This window comes from Streptomyces griseorubiginosus (genome assembly GCF_001514195.1).
GTDB classification, from domain to species: domain Bacteria; phylum Actinomycetota; class Actinomycetes; order Streptomycetales; family Streptomycetaceae; genus Streptomyces; species Streptomyces griseorubiginosus.
The window spans coordinates 94,052-112,898 of the sequence record NZ_KQ948742.1 but is presented as its reverse complement, the minus strand read 5'-3'; the positions used below and the strand labels follow the sequence as shown (position 1 = coordinate 112,898).

The 18,847-nt window shown below is 72.0% G+C and carries 12 protein-coding genes; 3 read left to right on the top strand and 9 right to left on the bottom strand.

Annotation, left to right across the window (positions count from 1 at the left end):
• Nucleotides 1–37 precede the first annotated feature (37 nt).
• Both AQJ54_RS32380 and AQJ54_RS32375 read right to left on the bottom strand, forming a co-directional pair.
• Nucleotides 38–775, bottom strand: a complete 738-nt coding sequence (locus AQJ54_RS32380) for a YcnI family copper-binding membrane protein (RefSeq protein ID WP_062243745.1) — start codon at nucleotides 773–775, stop codon at nucleotides 38–40.
• Nucleotides 776–1,031: 256 nt separating this feature from the next.
• Nucleotides 1,032–1,880, bottom strand: coding sequence for a hypothetical protein (locus AQJ54_RS32375; protein WP_062243308.1), 849 nt, complete (start codon nucleotides 1,878–1,880; stop codon nucleotides 1,032–1,034).
• A gap of 230 nt (nucleotides 1,881–2,110) precedes the next feature.
• Here AQJ54_RS32375 and AQJ54_RS32370 point away from each other — a divergent pair, with 230 nt between their 5' ends.
• Together AQJ54_RS32370 and AQJ54_RS32365 are read left to right on the top strand one after the other, a co-directional pair.
• A complete protein-coding gene (locus AQJ54_RS32370; RefSeq protein WP_062025557.1) occupies nucleotides 2,111–2,557 on the top strand; it encodes an ATP-binding protein in 447 nt (148 codons plus the stop codon).
• Between the two features lie 119 nt (nucleotides 2,558–2,676).
• Entirely contained in the window at nucleotides 2,677–3,549 is an 873-nt protein-coding gene (locus AQJ54_RS32365; RefSeq protein WP_062243305.1) for an alpha/beta fold hydrolase, read from the top strand.
• A gap of 35 nt (nucleotides 3,550–3,584) precedes the next feature.
• Here the strand turns inward: AQJ54_RS32365 and fxsT are convergent, their stop codons facing one another.
• The 3 genes from fxsT to AQJ54_RS32350 form a co-directional block, all read right to left on the bottom strand.
• On the bottom strand, nucleotides 3,585–7,550 hold the full coding sequence (gene fxsT, locus AQJ54_RS32360) for an FxSxx-COOH system tetratricopeptide repeat protein (RefSeq protein ID WP_062243302.1): 3,966 nt from the start codon (nucleotides 7,548–7,550) through the stop codon (nucleotides 3,585–3,587).
• A 66-nt stretch (nucleotides 7,551–7,616) separates the two neighbouring features.
• On the bottom strand, nucleotides 7,617–8,870 hold the full coding sequence (locus AQJ54_RS32355; protein WP_062243287.1) for a TIR-like protein FxsC: 1,254 nt from the start codon (nucleotides 8,868–8,870) through the stop codon (nucleotides 7,617–7,619).
• Between the two features lie 106 nt (nucleotides 8,871–8,976).
• On the bottom strand, nucleotides 8,977–11,382 hold the full coding sequence (locus tag AQJ54_RS32350) for an FxsB family cyclophane-forming radical SAM/SPASM peptide maturase (RefSeq protein WP_062243284.1): 2,406 nt from the start codon (nucleotides 11,380–11,382) through the stop codon (nucleotides 8,977–8,979).
• Nucleotides 11,383–12,046: 664 nt separating this feature from the next.
• Between AQJ54_RS32350 and AQJ54_RS32340 the strand changes: the two genes are divergently transcribed.
• Complete coding sequence (locus AQJ54_RS32340; RefSeq protein WP_062243278.1) at nucleotides 12,047–12,901, top strand: triphosphoribosyl-dephospho-CoA synthase; 855 nt, start codon at nucleotides 12,047–12,049, stop codon at nucleotides 12,899–12,901.
• Nucleotides 12,902–12,920: 19 nt separating this feature from the next.
• Here the strand turns inward: AQJ54_RS32340 and AQJ54_RS32335 are convergent, their stop codons facing one another.
• The 4 genes from AQJ54_RS32335 to AQJ54_RS32320 all read right to left on the bottom strand — a co-directional run bounded on the left by AQJ54_RS32335 (nucleotide 12,921) and on the right by AQJ54_RS32320 (nucleotide 18,715).
• Nucleotides 12,921–14,150: an MFS transporter gene (locus AQJ54_RS32335; RefSeq protein WP_062243275.1), complete on the bottom strand. Its 1,230-nt coding sequence runs from the start codon at nucleotides 14,148–14,150 to the stop codon at nucleotides 12,921–12,923.
• Nucleotides 14,151–14,202: 52 nt separating this feature from the next.
• Nucleotides 14,203–15,567, bottom strand: coding sequence for a MocR-like pyridoxine biosynthesis transcription factor PdxR (pdxR, locus tag AQJ54_RS32330; RefSeq protein ID WP_062243271.1), 1,365 nt, complete (start codon nucleotides 15,565–15,567; stop codon nucleotides 14,203–14,205).
• Between the two features lie 86 nt (nucleotides 15,568–15,653).
• A complete protein-coding gene (locus tag AQJ54_RS32325; RefSeq protein WP_062243268.1) occupies nucleotides 15,654–17,120 on the bottom strand; it encodes an aminopeptidase P family protein in 1,467 nt (488 codons plus the stop codon).
• Nucleotides 17,121–17,203: 83 nt separating this feature from the next.
• Entirely contained in the window at nucleotides 17,204–18,715 is a 1,512-nt protein-coding gene (locus AQJ54_RS32320) for a PP2C family protein-serine/threonine phosphatase (RefSeq protein ID WP_174856931.1), read from the bottom strand.
• Nucleotides 18,716–18,847 lie beyond the last annotated feature (132 nt).

Here is an 18,847-nt window from a genome sequence, read left to right as displayed (position 1 = left end):
GGCCGCTACGACCCCCGGCACGTGTTCGCGGAAAAGGTCAGGCGTCGCTGCGCCGACGGCCGGCGAGCACGCCGTAGGCCACGCCCAGGGCGCCGACGACGATGCCGACCACGCCGAGCACCCGGGCGGTGGTGTCGCTGCTGTCGGCGGAGGCGACCTCGCTGCTCGCGGCGGCGTTCTCGGTCTTGGCGTCCGTCTCCTCGGCGGCCGCCGCGCCGTGGTGTCCGTCCTCGGAGGCCGCGGACAGGGCGAGCACGGGGGCCGGCGTCTCGGGCTCCTCCGCGCCCTCCTCCTGGACCTCGATCCAGCGCACGACCTCCTTGTTGGAGTACGTCTGGATCGCCTTGAAGACCAGTTCGTCGGCGTCCTCGGGCAGGGCACCGACGGACACGGGGAACTTCTCGAAGTAGCCGGGCTGGATGCCGCCGTCCTTGCCGGTGGCGGTCCAGGTGACCTTGGAGACGGCCTCGGTGATCTGCTTGCCGTGCATCTCGAGGGGCTTGGCGAGCTTGGACTTGGTGACGACGATCTTCCAGCCCGGCATCGGCTCCGGCATGACCGAGGCCAGCGGGTGGTCGGCCGGGAAGTTCACCTCGAGCTTGGTGGTGGAGGCGTTGTCCCGCTCGTTGGGGACCTTGAAGTCCACGACCGCGTAGCCGCCCTTGGCGGCGGTTCCCTCCGCCTGCACGCTGACGTGCGCGAAGGCGGGTGAGGAGAGGACGACGACGGCGGTGGCGGCGACGGCGCCGGTGACGGCGAGGCGAGAAGCCTTCATGAAGAGCACTCCGGTTCGAAAAGGGGTTCCGGTGAAGTCCGCTGGGACTCCGGTGAGGTCCGCTGGGACTCCGGTGATGAGGGATACGCGTGCGCGCACGCGCCTGCCGCACGACGGCGGCCCCTTTTTCCCGTCCTCCGGGAGCCAGTCCCCAGGGAACCCGTCCCCAGGGAACCCGTCCCCAGGGAACCCGTCCCCAGGGAACCCGTCCCCGGGGAACCCGTCCCCAGGAAAGTGGAGTGGTGGTCGCGTCGCGTCAGGCGGCGAGAACGAGCCCGGCGGCGGGCGGACCCCGGCGGATGACCGTGTGCTGGAGTGCCCTGGTACGCGGCCGGGGCGGCGTGAACGAGGCCGTCAGCGGTGCACGCGGTCCCGCCTCGGGCGCCCCCGGCAGCCCGGCACGCAGGGCGCGCACCAGGGCGAGCGCCGCGCGCAGGGACCGTACGAGCGCCCCTTCCGCCATCGAGTGCGCCGAGTAGGCGGACAGCTCGGCGAGCCGGAGCAGCGCCAGGTCCCCGCGCCGCAGCAGCCAGCCGGCGGTGACGGCCGCGAGGACGTGGCCGAGGAGCATCGGCAGGGACGGCAGCAGGGACAGCGCGGAGGAGCCCGCGGAGCCGGAGGTCTCGGTCATGGCGTGCGCCCCGCCGGTCCCCACTCCGGTTCCCCCACCCGATCCGGTCCCGGTCGCCGGGTACAGCCGGGCCTCGACGAGGAGCCGGTGCGCCTGCGCCGGGCTGATCGCCGCCGCGGTGGTCCCGCACAGCAGCCGCGCGGCCTGCTGGACCAGAGCGGCGTCGGAGGTCCGCGGCATCGACGACATCGCCATCGAGGTCGTCCCGTGCTGCCCCAGCCCGAACAGCACGTGCAGCACGGTCTGTCCGAGCGCGAGCAGGGTCGCGATGCCCGGCAGCGACCGCTCCCGCCCGGCGAGCGGGGCCACGACCACGAGCGCCCCGGCGAACCCGGCGCCGAGCGTCCACCACGGGACGGTGGCGCAGGAGGCGAGGGAGTGACCGGCCGCGGCCAGCACGACGCAGACCGCGGCGAACACCGCGGCCCGCAGAACCCGGAGACCGTCTCCGGAACGTGCGTGGGGGGCAGTCATGGCGGGCTCATCATCGCACTGGCCTTACCGGCGCCATACGGCAGGTCCACAAGATGACGTACGGGGCGTACGACCGGAAGGTCACTTCTGGCACGCGCTGCCCCACATACACCGTGTATCGCCCCCCGCGCATCGCCCATATGGGCGGCATCACGTCCACGATGCGCTTACACCCGCGCACGCGCGGCAATACGTAACGGTATGTCGAGCCGCGGCCAGGAGGCAGCAGCATGAGCATCTGGTGGTCACTCCATCTGCGGCGCGAGGCTGCGAGCGTGCCGCTCGCCCGGCGCCTGCTGCTCGGCACCATGGAGACCGCGGGTGTCGACCCGGACGTCTCCTACGACCTCTCCCTCGCCCTCAGCGAGGCCTGCGCCAACGCGGTGGAGCACGGCGGACAGCAGGACTCCTCGACCGCCTACCGGGTCACCGCGTACCTCGACGGCGAGAAGTGCCGTATCGAAGTCACCGACTCCGGACCCGGGTTCGCCCGCCCCCAGCCGGTCCAGCCGCTGCGCCCCGTCTCCGGCGAGGCCGAGAACGGCCGGGGCCTGTGTCTCATCCAGGAACTCGCCGACCATGTCCACATCGGCAACAAGCCCGGTCGCCGCGGGGCCGTGGTGAGCTTCGACAAGATCCTGAAGTGGAAGAAGGACGCCCCGCTGATGGCGGTGTGATCCGATGTCATGACTCCTGGGGTTCCGGTCTGCATACTGACCGGTGCCGGTCGCACCGACCGGGGCCGGCCGACAGGTCGCCGGAGCCAGGGGAACGCCGGGCCGTGGGGGGACTGCCGATGGCGTGGACGGTTTGCGCGAGGGACGGCCGGCGGCTGTCGGTCGAGGAGCGGGGGGACCCCAAGGGGCGTCCGGTGTTCCTGCTGCACGGCACCCCCGGGAGCCGTCTCGGCCCCGCCCCGCGGCCGTCGGTCCTCTACCGCATGGGGGTCCGGCTGATCACGTTCGACCGTCCCGGATACGGCGGTTCGGACCGCAGCGTGGGCCGTACGGTCAGCGCTGCCGCCGAGGACGTCCGTCTGATCGCCGACGCGCTCGGGATCGGGCGGTTCGGTGTGGTGGGCCGGTCCGGGGGCGCCCCGCACGCGCTGGCCTGCGCGGCACTGATCCCGGACCGCACCGCGCGCACCGGAGCGCTGGTCGGGCTCGCCCCTCGGGACGCCGCCGATCTCGACTGGTTCGACGGCATGACCGAGGCCAACGTCCACGCCTACGTCAACGCGGCAGCGGGCCGGCACCGGCTCACCGCGGCGCTCGGCCTGCGCTCGCTGACGATCCGCGCCGATCCCGCGGCCATGGTCGCCGAGATGCGCAGCGGGCTGCCGGAGTCCGACCGCCGGATCGTCGCGGACGCCGGTATCCAGGCCATGCTGGAGCGCAACTTCGCGGAGGGACTGCGCAGTTCCGCCGACGGGTGGGTGGACGACGTCATGGCGTTCAGCACGGGCTGGGGCTTCGACCTCGCGGACATCACCGCGCCCGTCGTGCTGTGGCACGGTGCGGAGGACATCTTCGCCCCGGTCGAACACACCCGCTGGCTCGGCCGCAACATCCCCGGCGCCCTGGTCGAGGTCGAACCCGGAGCGGCCCACTTCGGAGCCCTCCGCGTCATGACCCGCATCATCGGCTGGGCCTCCCGCGACGACGACTGACGCCCGTTGCCGACGCAGACCCCCTCACCCGCCCCTCACACCTGCTGCGGCTCCAGATCCCGGTCGATGCGGCGCCACTCCGCCGTCGCCGTGCTCAGCGGATGCGTCTCGCCCAGGCGTTGGACGAGTTCGGTCTCCGCCTCCTGGTGGAGCTTGGTGGCCTCCTTGTCGTGGCCCAGGGCGCGCAGGGTGATCGCCAGGTTGGCCATGGCGGCGAGGGTGTCGGGGTGGGTGGGCCCGAGCCGCTTGCGCAGCCCGGTCACGGCGAGCCGCTCGAAGTGCTCGGCCTCCTCCAGCCGGCCGAGGTCGGCGAGGGCGTTGGCCAGGCTGGCCCCCGCGCTGAGGGTGGCCGGGTGCTCGTTGCCGAGGGCCCGCGCGAGCGCGGTGTGGGCCTGTTCCGCCAGTTCCGCGGCCCTCCCGCTCTCGCCCAGGGCCCGGTGATAGGTCGCCAGGTTGTTGATGCAGAACATCGTGAACGGATGCCCCGGCCCGAAGGAGTTCCGGTACCCCTCGAGCACCTCGGTGACCTGCCGTACCGCCCGCTGGGCCCCCTGCTCGGGATCGGTCGCGTGATAGTCGGCGGCGAGATTGAGCCCGCAGGCCAGTTCCTCGGGAATGGAGCGGCCGTACCGGTCCCGGTAGCGCGTGTGGGTCTCCCACGTCTGCTCGCTCAGCTCCAGCGCCTCCGCGTGCCGCCCCGCCTTGCGCAGCGACACCGCGAGGCTCTTGTCGACCCGCAGCACCTCCGGCACATACGGGTTCAGCACCTGCCCGAACAGCTCCCGCACCTGCCGCAGGATCTCCACCGACTCGTCGTACTCACCGAGTTCCCGCAGGTCGCGGGCGTAGTGGCTGCGGGTGGTGAGGGTGTACGGGTGCAGCGGCCCGTCCATCGCGGTACGCCGGCGCACGGTGTCCTCGTCGAGTCGCCGGGCGGCCTCGCTGTCCCCGGTGAGCCGGTGGTCGATGGCGAGGTTGTTGGCGGAGCGCAGGGTCCGCGAGTGGTCCTCGCCGAAGATCTCGCGGAACCCGTTGTAGTTGCGCTGGTCCAGCTCCAGCGCCTCCTTGAAACGGCCGAGCGCCCGCAGGTCGGCGGCCACGTTGCCGGAGGTGATGAGCAGGGACGGGTGGCCGTCGTCGAGGAGCTGGCGCTGCCGGGCCAGGGTGTCCTCGTCCATCTCCCGGGCGGCCTGGTACTCGCCCTGCGAGCGCAGGATGTTGGCCAGCTCGAACCGCAGGTTGAGGATCTGCTCGTCGTTGGAGTCCGCGAACTCGGTGCTCCAGAACTCGTTGAGCTGGGTGCCCAGGGTGCGGGCGAGATGGAGTTCGCCGCGCTTCCACAGGTAGCGCATGCGGTCCACCATCAGCTGCCGGGGCTCCTCCTCGGCGCACTCACGGATGTTGGAGGGGACCAGGTGCGGCCAGATCACCTCGAACTCGGGCCACTTGGCGGGGTCGTCCACCGCGTCCTCGGAGGGCCTTATGGCGGCGAGGATGCGGTGCACCTCGTGCACGGTGTCCTCGGCCGTCCGCGGGTCCATGCTGTCGCGCACCGCGGCCTGCACCAGCCGGTGCACCTGGATGGAGTTGTCGGTGGCGTCGACCTTGGCCAGCGCGAACCGGTTCAGCGCCTGGGTGACCTTGCCGAGCATGTAGCGGGCGCGCAGGTCCTTGTCGTACGGCAGCAGGGCCTTGATCATCGCGTCGCTGCCGACCAGGGCCATCGAGATCGGCTCCGCGGACAGGAAGCTGCACAGTTCGAGGAGCCGGGCCGCCGCCGGGGACTCGTGGCGCAGCCGGGCCACGGAGATGTTCCAGGTGGCGCCCACCGACGACGGGTACTCCACGGCGTTGACGGCGGCCTGGACCGACAGGACCTGGGTGCTCTGGTCGCGCAGCTGCTCGATGTACTCGCCGACGGGGGTGGCCGTGGTGGCCAGCCAGGCCGCCGCGACCTCGATCGCCAGGGGCAGGTCGCCGACCGCCTCGGCCACCAGGGCCGCGTCCTCCTCGCGCAGTCCCGGTACCCGCGCGGTCAGGTGCTCGACGCTCTCCTCCCGGGTGAAGACCTCGACCTCCACGGTCCGCACCCGGGTCGAGGTCGGCTTGGTGCGGGTGGTGACCAGGAGATGCCCGTAGACGTCGTCGGGGATCGGTCCGGTCTGGTCGCTGAAGCGGTTCAGCACCTCGTCCAGGTCCTCGACGTTGTCGAAGACCAGCAGCCAGCGCTTGTACGGGTGGCCGGCCCGCAGCGCCTGGAGCGCGGCCACGGCGGCCTCGGACACGTCGTCGCCGATGCCCGGGGCGAGCCGCCGTCCGAGGTCGGCGAGCTTGGGCGCGACCAGGTCGGCCTGTTCGGCGTCGACCCACCAGACGAGGTCGTAGTCGGGCTTGAAGCGGTTGGCGTACTCGCGGGCGAGCTGGGTCTTGCCCACGCCGCCGAGGCCGTGCAGCACCTGGGGCAGCCCGCCGCCGGGAGCGCTGGTGACGAACTGCCTGCGCACCTGTTCGAGGATCGAGGAGCGGCCGGTGAAGAACGGGTAGCGGGGCTGGACGTTGGACACGCTGGTGCTGCTGTTGGGGAAGCGGGCCCCGTGCGGCCGGGCGGAGGGCTGCGGCGAGCTGGGCCGGCCCAGACCGGTCAGCAGCGCGGCCGTCGCCGTCTCCTCGTCCAGCCGGGCCAGGTCGATGGTGCCGCCCCGGCCGGCGTACGGGATCTGCTGGACGTCCCCGACGCGCAGCGCGATCGGCTGGTGCTTCTGCGGGCCGCCGGAGTGCACGGTGGCCTCCCAGGCGGCCCGGGCGGTGCGGGAGCCGAGGAAGGCGGGGGAGACCACGGCGAGCGCCCGCTGCGAGCCGCCGGACACCGCCTCCGAGCCGAGCTCCAGGGTCGTCATCGACCGCAGGTCCTGGGAGGTCACCTCGAAGCGTGCCTCGCGCAGCACCGCCTCCAGCCAGTCCGCCCACATGCGGTCCTCGGAGACGTACTGGAGCAGCAGCTTCGACGGCGGCAGGGGGCGGCGGCGGGTGTAGGCCGCGACGTACTGGTTGCGCTTGATCTCGTTCAGGGGAGGCAGGGAGGTGACCCGGCCGCCGGTGACGACGGAGGTCAGCCGCTCGCAGGCGGTCAGCATGGAGCTGGCGACCTTGGGCGGGTCTCCGAACGGGGCGAGGATCTCCTCGTAGGCGTAGTAGGGCCGGTAGGGGATCTCCACCGAGCCCCAGTAGGCGGTGAGTTCGTCGGCGTCCATGCCGCTGGGCAGGCCGTCGAAGCGCTCGCGGGCGAGGGCCCGGCCCGCGTCGACCTTGTCCTTCTCGCCGTCGTCGATGCGCATGGCGACCGGCAGGATGCGGATGCCCTTGTCGCCGTACCGCTCCTCGATGTGCTGGGCGACGGCCGCGGCGCCCTCGATGCTCTGGTCGCTGAGGGTGTAGCAGACCACCAGGGTGCTGGGCATCTGCACGGTGCAGATGTCGGCGAGGTCGCTGTGTCCGGTGCGGCTGTCGATCAGGGTGAAGTCGTAGTAGCGCTCCATGTCCGCGCGCATCGCGTCGAAGAACTGCCCGCCGCCGTAGCTGTTGTAGAAGCTGTCCCAGTCCATGTTGCCGACGATCGGGTAGTCCCGGTGCCGCATGCCCGCGGACAGGAAGTCCAGGCTGCCGGGCTCGGGGAAGGCCCAGTCCAGGGAGAGGGCGTGCGGGCGGACGCGGGCGTAGTGGCGGTGCCAGTCCGGCTCGCGGTCGGGCAGGTCGCGCAGCGCCTCCCGCCGGTAGTCGTCGATCAGGTTGATCAGGCCAGGGGTGGCCTGCATTAACGAGGGCTTCAGGAACGGGTGGAAGAACCTGTGCAGCCCCGGCGCCTCGAGGTCCCAGTCGACGGCGAGCACGCGATACCCGTTGGCGGCCAGGATCCAGGCCACGTTGGCGAGTGCCATGGTCCGGCCGGTGCCGCCCTTGTACGAGTAGAAGGTGATCACTGAACCCTTGCGGTTCTCGGTCATGCGGCCCTCCGCCGTATCGGACCTGCTCATGCCTCGTGCCGCACGCCAGGCGTGCCGATGTCGCGCTCAGGTCTTGGACCCCGGCCTGGGCAGCCGTGGGGGGTCGACGGACGGCCCCTTGGGCGGATAGGTCCTCGCATGGGCCTCGTAGTAGTTGACCGCCTGGCGTACGGCCTTCTGGAGTTCGAGCTGGAAGGCATCCAGGGTGGGTACGGCGTCGTCGGGCGACCGGTGGCCCGAGCCGACCATCTGTCGTGCGGCCAGCGCTTGGTCGGTGAGATCCCGCAACTGCTGGTCGCGCTCCGGGGAAATGGCCTCGTCCTGGTGCCGGGGAACCATGACACTGATCCAGGGACGCCGCCGCTCGGCCAGGCGGGCCATCAGTTCCGTCACGCGCGGGGAGTTCAGGGCCCACCGGTCGAGCAGCAGCACGACGGGTCGGATGGGCGGCCCCTCGGTGAGGATACGGTTCGACTCGTTCTCGAAGTCGCTCACGATGACCCGGTAGTTCATGGCCCGGACGAGGTCGGCGGCGTGCTCCGCGAGGGAGCGGGTGGACACCGGATGGTAGGGGTTCCATTCGAGCGGGGTGTCCCCGTAGTAGTCGGCAGCCCGGCCCGGCGGCAGGTCGGACCGGGACCGGGCGATCACGGTGACGTCGAACTCGGGCGGGTGGGCACTGTCCCCGAAGGCGCTGGGCAGGGACTCGTACTGCCGGTAAACCTGCCCTTCCTGAAGGTCGATGGCCTGGCCGGCGCGCACGATCCGCTGGGCCAGCCGGTAGACGGCGAGTTCGTACTGGTCCTTGAGGTAGCTGAGCTTGGTCAGTCCGTAGAACCCCTCCGCCGCGTAGTCCTCCCCGAAGTCCGCGTGCTGGAACTGGAGGTCCTTGGCCACCTGTGGAAGCTGGGCGAGTTCCACGGGAACCCATAACGCGGGGACGATGGCGCTCTCCCGGGACTTCCCGCGCAGGGTGCGGCGGTAGATCTCCCGCTGCGAGAACGCCCACCACTCGCGGCCGCATTGTTCACTGATGAAGTACCGGGGCGAGTACAGCGGCACGAACACCTGGCAGCGGGCCAGGTTCTCGGACAGCTCGTCCGTCCACCGAGTGCCCAGCGCGATCCCCTGGTCTAGGAATCCGGCCCTGGCACCCACCGGTAACGACGTCATCTCCAGGATGTGCGCGCACAGGCCGTCGTACAGCTTTTTCACCCACGCGTTGGGGCCGGCGATCTCGGAGTCGTTCCGCGGCGTGTGGGCGTAACTGAGGAAGAAGTACGGCCACCCCTCGCCGGGGTCGTCTGAGTCCCCTCGCACGAATACCCCCGATATGCCGTCGAACCGAGCTTCAGTGTAGGAACCACGGCCTCGCCAGCGGGGCGTCACGCGAACAGGACTGCGCGGAAGAAGATGTGAGGGAGCGTCAATCCTTGGCGGCGGCTGCTGCTTTGTGGTTCACCGCGGTGCGCCGGGCACTGAGCAGCGCGTCGGCGTCCACCGGTTCGGTCAGCCGGTTCGCGACGGTCTCCCCCATGGCCGCGACGAACCGCATGCCCAGGTCGGTCAGGGCGCCGGAGCCGATCAGCGTGTCCACCGCCTCCGCGGTCTGTTCCCGCCACCGGGCGAACCGGACCTCGGCATCCCGTGCCTCGGCGTCCGGCGCGGTCCGCCGGCGGGCACGCCAGTAGTCGACGACGGCGATGTGCGCGTACGTCCCCTGGAGCAGCCCTTCCAGGGGTCGCGGATCGGGGCGCCAGGGGGCGTAGAACAGCCGCTCGCAGCTGGGGTCGTAGAGGTCCGCGACATCGAGTACGGCACCCAGCTTGACGTGCTGGAACTCGTGGACCAGCAGACATGCGAGGGTCTGCGGTGAGCCCGGGCGCGCGATGGCGACCGCGCCGAAGGCGTCCCGGGCCGCCGAGCTGATGTCCGCCTCCGCGGTGGACTCCCGCAGCGGGGTGACCACGCTCAGGCCCGCCGCCAGTCCCGGTGCGTAGGCGGGCAGTTCGCGACGGATCCACTCCCACGCGGAGGTGAGACCGGTCCGCCACTCCTCGGACGCCGTGGCGGACAGCCGCGCCGTCAAGGGGTATCCGTGGACGTCCCGCCAGGGATCGGTGTCCTCCAAGGCGACCGCCCAGCCGGGCAGTTCGAACCTGCGCCGCGACCACCACGCCGCATCCGCACGGGACTCGTGGCTCACGGAGTACTCGCGTTCGCCGACCCGGACCGTGAAGCCCTGCGGCTCGCCGGTGACCCGTGCCTCCGCCGCGTCTCCCACGACCAGCGCGCCCAGCGTGGGCAGCCGCAGCACCCCGGAGCCGGTCGGCACGGTCACGGTGCCCTCGCGACCGGCCCGCAACAGTGCCGCCGCGGTCAGCTCCGCCACCCCGCGCATCGCGATGGGTCCGGCATCGCTGCCGCCGCGCAGCACGCGCTGCGCCCAAGGACGCAGGTAGGGATGGGCGAGGACCGCGTCGACCGACTCGGGGGCCTCGGTGTCGAGGCCCGCGAGGGTCTCCCAGGCGGCCGTACCGGTGTCGTCGTGCGGGCTCTCGTGCCAGACGGCGCCGAGGAGTTCGCGGTTGACGGTGAGTTCGTGCCGGGCCAGCCGGTCCACCGCGTCGGCGCCGCCGAAACCGGCCGCGATCTCGTCCAGATGGCTTTCGCTCAGCGGTGGTTGGTGAATCGACACCCGCCGTTCCTCCCGATCGCGGATCCCGGTGATGAGCTGCTTGAGGTCCGCGCAGTACACGGACGGGTTCATGAACCCCCCGGTGCCGTCGGCCGAGTTGTAGCGGTGCGCGTACAGCCCGCCCCCGCACGAGCGCACGACGGGACAGCTCCGGCAGGTCGCGCACAGCCCCTCCAACCCCTGCTGCCGGGCCGTGATGCCGGGGTGCGCGGCCATCTCGTCCAGGGAGTTGACGGCCACGTGCAGACCGGTGCCGGGCGCTCCGTCGTACGCGGTCTTCAGCGAGTCGGCCTGTTCGAGCGAGCCGTCGGTCTCGATGACCGCGAATTCCACCGGGGCCAGCCCGAGGGCCTCCGTGAGGCTGCCGGCCCCGCGCAGGGTGCGCAGCACGGAGTCCAGGAGCCGGACGCCCATGGGCCGGCCGGCGTCGCTCCAGCGGTCGTGGACGCGCAGCAGCCAGTCGCCGTACGGCGTGGCCGAGGTGCCGGTGTCGGGGCGGGGCGGGGGCTCGTCCCAGGTGGCGTGGGGGAGCAGGAAGTCGATGCGGGGCGGGGCGAGTTCGGCGAGGGCGTCGTAGACGGCGACCGGGTCGTTGCGCAGGTCGACCGTGCAGAGCAGGCCGGCGAAGAGGTGCCGGTAGCGGGGGCGTTTCAGCAGGTCGATCGCCCGCAGGACCGGGGCATGGCTGCTGCGGCCGTCGCGGTAGCGGCGGTGCAGGTCATTGGCGGCGCGGTCGCCGTCGAGGGAGATGCCGACCTTGATGTCGTACTCCGCGAACAGCTCGCAGAACTTCTCGTCGAGGGTCACGCCGTTGGTGTGGATGCGCAGGTCGAGGACGCAGACCCCGGACAGGGCGGTGGACAGACTCCGCGCTGCCAGGCGGAGTCTGTCCGGGCCGGCGAGGAGAGGCTCCCCGCCGTGCAGAACGACGTGAACAAAGTCGAGCCGGTGGGCGCGGACGTGCTCGGCGATGCGCTGGGCGGTGAGTTCGAGAACCTCGTCCGAAACCACCACGGGGCGGCCTCGCCAGCTCTGGTCCGCGTGTTCGTAGACGTAGCAGTGATCGCATGCGAGATCGCAGCGGCTGTGCATCTTCAGTACGAACTGGCTCAGGGGGTGGGGCGAGAGGTCCATCAGATCGCACTGCGATTCATCGGGGAGAAGTCCTGGTCAGACGGCCGACTGGAACGCCGCGACCAAGACGGGAGCCGGCCCGCGGTCGGGGCCGGCTTGCGACACGACCCGCCTGAGGCCACCTGACGTGAGACTGTCCGCGTGGGATGCGAGCCGAGCCAACGGGATCCGATGCTCCGCGGTCTTCTGCTTCCCCGGCTCATCGTTGGGCTTGAGCTTGTCCATGAGGAACCTCGATCTTCTGTTTGCCCGTTCAACGGGCATTGGGTCAGGAGTCGGGCGGCGTCCCGATCGGGATTGTCCGGAGCGGATATTAGGTGCATCGGGAGCATGCCGCACGGTGAAACCGTAGTAAATGTGAATGAACCCGGACCATGGATCGTGGGTGGTCATGAAATCACACGGCGGACACGCGGAGGGTCGCTCAAGCTCACTTCGGGGGGTGTTGAGCGTGTCCTCGCACCTCGTCCGTCACTTCAGCTTTACCAGAACTCTCAGCTCACACACAGCATGCGCCCAACTCCCTGACGGACGCGCTCTCTACGTTCCTGTTCATGGCAGGAAACCACTCGAACGCGAAGCACACCCGGACCCGCGCCTGTGATGCCCGCCCGGGCGACGTGGCCGCGGGAGCGCGCGGTAGCTCAACTCATGAGGTACGGCCATGAGCCGCCCCGAGGACGGGGCCTTGGCCCGTGCCGCGGTGGACGCGCTCGCCGACCAGCTGGCCCTGGCCCCCAAACCCGGTCTGCCCGACCCGCGCGACCTCGGCGTCCGCGGCACCCGCAAGGACCACTGTTCCCTGCGCTGGTCGGCCAGAGCGCTCGCGCCCGGTCTCACGGCGATGGCCGCCGCCGCCCGCCGCACCGGCGGACCCACCCCCCGGCTCCGCGCGGAACTGGGCGCGATCGGCCGGTCCACCGAGCACTCCGTGGACCTGGCCGGCGGCGGCCACCGCGGCGCTCTGTGGACCCTCGGTCTACTGGTCGCCGCGGCCGCCCTCGACCCGGGTGCCCGCTCGACGCAGGTCACGGCGGCCGCCAAGATGATCGCCGCGCACCCCGACAAGCGGGCCCCGCGCCGGGCCTCCCGGGGCTCCTCGGTCTCCGCGAAGTACGGCGCCGCGGGCGCCCGTGGTGAGGCCCGCGCCGGATTCCCGCACGTCCGGCGGGCGTTGGACGCGCTGGCCACGGCCCGCACCGCGGGCGCCGGTGAGACCGAGGCCCGCCTGGACGCCCTGCTCACCGTGATGTCCACCCTCCAGGACACCGAACTCCTCCACACGGCGGGCCCCGCGGGCCTGCGGCACGTCCAGGCGGGTGCCCGGGGCGTCCTGGAGGCGGGCGGCACCACGACCGACGCCGGCCGTAAGGCCCTGCTCGCCCTCGACGCCGACCTGCACGCACGCGCGTGGAGCCCCCGCGGCAGCGCCGGGCTGCTCGCGGGGGCCCTGTTCGTGGACGCCCTGCCGGTGGCGGTCAGTGCAGGAGCAGTCGGTGCACGAGCCGTCAGTGCATGAGCTGTCAGTTCACGAGCTGTCAGTTCACGAGCTCGGGCTGCCTGACGTCCGTCGTTACCCTGCCGGCGGCTCGGCGGGTCGCCGGCCCCATCGCGTACGACGCCCCCAGCGTCACCGCTCCCAGCAGCAGCCACCCGGGCGTGCCCCACTCCACCAGCAGCGTGGTGAGGACCAGCGGCCCGAGCGTCCGCGCCACGGTCACCCCGGTCCCGAAGAACCCCTGGTACTCGCCGGCCCGGTCGGCCGGAGCCAGGTCGAAGGAGAGCTGCCAGGACCCCGCCGACTGCCCCATCTCCGCCACCACCTGAAGCACGGCCCCCACGACCAGCGCGCCCACGGCCACCCACGGCGAGGCCCCCGCCGACAGCGCGAACACCGCGCACGCGGCCAGCATGATCCACCCCGACCGCCGCACCGCGCGGGTCGCCGACGCGAGCCCCGAGACCCCGCGCGCCATCCGTACCTGGAAGGCCATCACGGCCCCGGTGTTGAGCACGAACAGCGCGGACACCACCCAGGCGGGAGCCGCGGTGCGCTCGGCGATCCACAGCGGGATCCCTAGGCTCAGCAGGGGCATCCGCAGCAGCAGGACGGTGTTCAGCACGGTGATCACGGCGTACGGCCGGTCGCGCAGCACCCCCGCCCCGGACCGCTTCCCCGAGGGCACCCGGGGCGCCACCGCCGGCAGCCGCAGCAACAGCAGGGCGCACACCAGGAAGCTCACCGCGTCGACCGCGAACACCCCGAGGTAGGCCACCCGTGTCCCGGCGTGCAGCGCCAGCCCGCCCAGGCCCGCGCCCACGGCGAGACCGGCGTTCAGCGTCGCCTGGAGGTGGGCCAGCAGCCCGGTCCGCTCCCCGGCGGACACCAGCCCGGCGAGCAGCGCCTGCCGGGCCGCGGCGAGCCCCGACTGCGCGGAGGCGTAGGCACAGGCCGCCAGGACGAACGGCACGAAGTCCCGCACCACCAGGAAGGACGCCACCGCCAGCCCCGTGGCCAGCGCCAGCAGCACGGCCGTACCGCGTGCCCCGCGCCGGTCCGCGAGCCGCCCGAGCGGCACCCCCACCACCGACCCGACCGCCCAGCCGACGGTCAGCCCGAGCCCCACGTGCGCGGGGGCGAGCCCGACGACATGGGTGAAGTAGAGCGCCGACGTCACGTAGTAGGCGCCGTCACCGACGGAGTTGCTCAACTGGGCCAGGGCCAGCACGCGTTGCGGTCCCGCGGGCGGTACGAGTGAGTGCCTCATGGCTACGACACTAGAAGCGCGGTGGACCGCTCGACAGGCCCAATGGAGGCCCTCAGGAATGGCCCAATTCCAGCACCCGGGCCAGCGCCTCCAGAGCCCGCGGATACGCCCCCTCCCGAGGCGTCCCGTACCCCACGACCAAGCCTTCGCGCGGCCCCACGACCAGGTCCTCGCGCGGCCCCCGGGCGTGCCAGTGCTCCCCGAGCGAACCCACCGCGAGCTCCTCCGCCGCCGCGCGCTCCAGCACCGCCGCCTCGTCCTCGACCTCCACCAGCGCGTGCAGCCCGGCCGCGATCCCCCGTACTCCCCATCGCGCCCCCAGCCGGGCCACGAGCAGGTCCCTTCGCCGCCGGTACCGGAGCCGGCCGGCGCGCACATGGCGGTCGTAGGCGTGGCTGCGGATCAGTTCGGCGAGGGCCAGCTGCCCGATGGTCTCGGTGCTGTGGTCGCTGTGCAGCTTTGCGTCCGCGACCGGGCCGACGAGGTCAGGCGGCAGCACCATCCATCCGAGCCGCAGCCCGGGCCCGAGCGTCTTGGACACCGTCCCCAGACAGACGACCTGACCCGGCGCCATCCCCTGGAGCGCCCCCACGGGCTGCCGGTCGTACCGGAACTCCCCGTCGTAGTCGTCCTCGACGATCCACGCCCCCCGCGCACGTGCCCAGTCGGTGAGCGCCCGCCGCCGCGAGGGGTGCAGGGTCACGCCGGTCGGGTACTGGTGCGCGGGCGTCACGACCACGGCCGCGGGATCCCGGAGATCGTCGACGTCGACCCCGAGGTCGTCGACCCGCACCGGCACCACTCGCCCGCCCGCGTGCCGTACGACCTCCCGGTGGAAGGGCAGCCCGGGATCCTCCATGGCCACGGTCCCGCCCGCCAGCACCCGTGTGAGCAGCGCCAGCCCCTGCACGGCCCCGGAGGTGACCAGGATCCGTTCCGGGGAAGCGACGATCCCGCGGGCCCGCCCCAGGTACTCCGACAGAGCGGTCCGCAGCTCGATCCGCCCCAGGGGATCGCCGTAGTCGTACGCGGAGACGGGCGCGAGGTCCACGGCCCGCCGCACGGCTTTCAGCCAGGCGGCAGCGGGGAAGGCCCCGACGTCGGGTGCACCGGGCCGCAGATCGAACAGCGGCGCACGCGCGGGCGAGGCGGACTCCACAGGTGTCGTGTCGAGAGGCGGCAGGGTTGCGACCTGGGTACCGGAACCCTGCCTAGCGGTGAGAAAACCCTCGGCGATCAGCTGGTCGTAGGCCGCTTTCACGGTCCCGCGGGAGACCCCCAGTTCCTCGGCGAGCCGCCGGGTGGCGGGCAGCCGGGCTCCGGGGGCAAGCCGCCCCTCGCGAACGGCGTCGCGCAGGGCCCGTTCAAGCCCGACCCGACGCCCTTCGCCGGCGATCACTTCCAGGTGCAGGTCCATGAGACCTACTTAGGGGCGCGGGGCTGTATCAATTTGCGGCTCCGCCGCGTGGGCGCGACCAGCCCCCACGCACCCGCGCCCGAAACTCAACCCTTCAGACCCGCCATCCACGCCTCAACCTCATCAGACTGCCGAGGCAGCCCGGACGACAGGTTCCGGTTCCCTTCCGTCGTCACCAGGATGTCGTCCTCGATCCGCACCCCGATCCCCCGGTACTCCTCCGGCACCGTCAGATCATCGGCCTGGAAGTACAGCCCGGGCTCGACGGTCAGCACCATCCCCGCCTCGAGCACCCCGTCGACATACGACTCCACCCGCGCGGCAGCGCAGTCGTGGACGTCCATGCCCAGCATGTGCCCGGTCCCGTGCAGGGTCCACCGCCGCTGAAGCCCCAGCTCCAGCACCCGCTCGACGGGCCCCTCGACCAGCCCCCACTCCACGAGCCGCTCGGCGAGCACCCGCTGGGCCGCGTCATGGAAGTCCCGGTACTTGGCGCCAGGCTTCACGGCCGCGATCCCGGCCTCCTGGGCGTCGTACACCGCGTCGTAGATCTTCTTCTGGATCTCGCTGAAGCGGCCGTTGATCGGCAGGGTCCGCGTGACGTCGGCGGTGTAGTACGTGTGCGTCTCGACACCCGCGTCCAGGAGCAGCAGCTCACCTGACCGCACGGCCCCGTCGTTGCGCACCCAGTGCAGGGTGCACGCGTGCGGCCCGGCCGCGGCGATCGTGCCGTAGCCGACGTCGTTGCCCTCCACGCGCGCGCGGAGGAAGAAGGTGCCCTCGATGTAGCGCTCGGAGGTGGCCTCGGCCTTGTCGAGGACCTTCACCACGTCCTCGAAGCCTCGGACCGTCGAGTCGACCGCCTTCTGGAGCTCCCCGATCTCGAACTCGTCCTTGACCAGGCGCGCCTCGGACAGGAAGACCCGCAGCTCCTCGTCCCGCTCGGCGGTGACCTTGTCGGTCAGCGCGGCCTCGATCCCGGCGTCGTAGCCGCGCACGACCCGGACCGGCCCGGTCGCCTCGCGCAGGGCGTCCGCCAGCTCGCGCACGTCGGAGACGGGGACGCCGTACAGCTTCTCGGACTCGGTCAGCGAGTGCCGGCGTCCGACCCACAGCTCGCCCTGTCCGGAGAGCCAGAACTCGCCGTTCTCGCGGTCGGAGCGCGGCAGCAGGTACAGCGTGGCCTTGTGGCCGCCGGAGACGGGCTCCAGCACGAGCACGCCGTCCTCGGTCTGGTTGCCGGTGAGGTACGCGTACTCCACGGAGGCCCGGAAGGGGTACTCCGTGTCGTTCGACCGGGTCTTGAGGTTGCCCGCGGGGATCACCAGCCGCTCGCCGGGGAAGCGCGCGGAGAGCGCCGCGCGGCGGGCCGCGGTCTCGGCGGCCTGCGCGATCGGCTCCAGGTCGTGCAGCTCGGTGTCGGCCCAGCCGGTCCGCATGCTCTCGGCCAGCTCGTCGGAGACGCCCGGGTACAGGCCGTTCTTCCGCTTCTTGATCGGCTCTTCGGACTCATCTTCCGGGGTCGCCGGGGTGAGCTCTTCGGCCACGGTCATCCTCCTACGAAACGGCACTGGACCCCCTCCATCGTACGGTCGCACGGAAGGGGGCCCAGGGCCGTAGTGCCTGTTACCAGGAGCTACTCGAAGTGAGCCGCGAGTAGTACGACGTCCTCCTCGGAGTCCGCCTCGTCCAGCCCGTCGGGCAGCACCGTGCGCAGCACGTGGTCGGCGACGGCCTCCGGGTCGCGGCGCAGCGCCTTCGGCACCCCGGCCGCCGCCGCGTGCAGCCGGGCGAAGGCGCGGTCGGTGGGATCGCCGGTGCGGTGCAGCAGCCCGTCGGTGTACAGCAGAACCGTCTCTCCCGGCTCGGCGCTCAGCTCCACGCTGGGCGCCTCCCAGCAGGCGAGCATCCCGAGCGGCGCGGACACCGAGGTCTCCACGAACTCGGTGCGCCGCTCGCCGATCAGCAGCGGCGGGCAGTGCCCGGCACCGGCCAGCGTGAGCTTGCGCAGCCCCGGCTCGCAGTAGGCGAACAGGGCGGTGGCCGAGCGGGCCGGCTCGGTCAGCCGCAGCAGCAGCTCCAGGTCGGACAGGACCGCGACCGGGTCCTCGCCCTCCATCACCGCGTAGGCCCGCAGCGACGCCCTGAGGCGGCCCATCGCGGCGATCGCGCTCGCGCCGGAGCCGGTCACCGAACCGACCGCGAGTCCCAGGGCGGCGTCCGGCAGCGGCAGCGCGTCGTACCAGTCGCCGCCGCCGCGCGGACCGGTGCGGTGCCGGGCGGCGAGCCGTACACCGGCGACCCGGGGGAGCCGGGACGGCAGCAGCTCCTCCGCCATCGTCGCCATGCACGCGCGCGTGCGCTCGACCTCCAGGAGCCGGGCCAGCTGCTCGGTGGCGTGGCGGACGTACAGGCCGACGAGGTGGCGCTGGCGCTCGGAGGGTTCGGCGGGCTCGTCGTAGAGCCAGACGGCGGCGCCGAGGCGGCCGGCGTCGTCGGTGGCGAGGGGGAGCGCGTAGCTGGCGGCGTAGCCGAGGCGGGCGGCGACCTCTCGGTGGCGCGGGTCCAGGCCGTCCTCGGCGAGCAGGTCGGGCTGGGCGATCTCGCCGTCGCCGCCCGGCAGCCCGTCGAGGATCCTGCCGTACGACATCGCGCTGCGCGGCACCGTCTCGATGTGCCCGAGGTCGGCGCGGGCGAGGCCGAGGCCGATGGTGGTGTCGGGGCCGAGACCGTCGTCGGGTTCGAGGACGACGAGTCCGCGGCGGGCGCCGACGAGGGCGGCTCCGGCGCGCAGGAGTTCCTGGAGCGCGTCGGACAGCGCGTCCGTGCGCACGAGGCGCTCGGTCAGTTCGTGGAGGGTGGTGAGGTCGGAGACCCAGCCGGCGAGACGGTCCTGGAGCAGGGCGCCGAGGGCGTTCGGCGAGCCGCCGGAGGGGGCGGCCGGGGCGGCGGGCGCGGGCGCGACAGTGTGTGCGGGCGCGGGAACCGTTGAATCGATTCCAGCCACTTTCGGAGGGTGAGGGGCGTTCATGGCGTCCGGCTTTCCGACCGGTGCGTATTGCTCAAAAGCATCGCAAACCCCCATGTCATTCTGCGCCGCTAGCAGTGTCTCCACATGTACACGCACTCGTAAGGGGATGTCCAGCATTGTCCTGCCGGGATTCCTGGTGTCCACGGGTAACTGGTGGACAGCGGGGCGAAGGGTTAAGTTGGCTCAAAAATGCCTCGGGTTACGGTGTATTGAGGTCGACTGGCCTTGCTCCACAGAGCGTCACAGCGG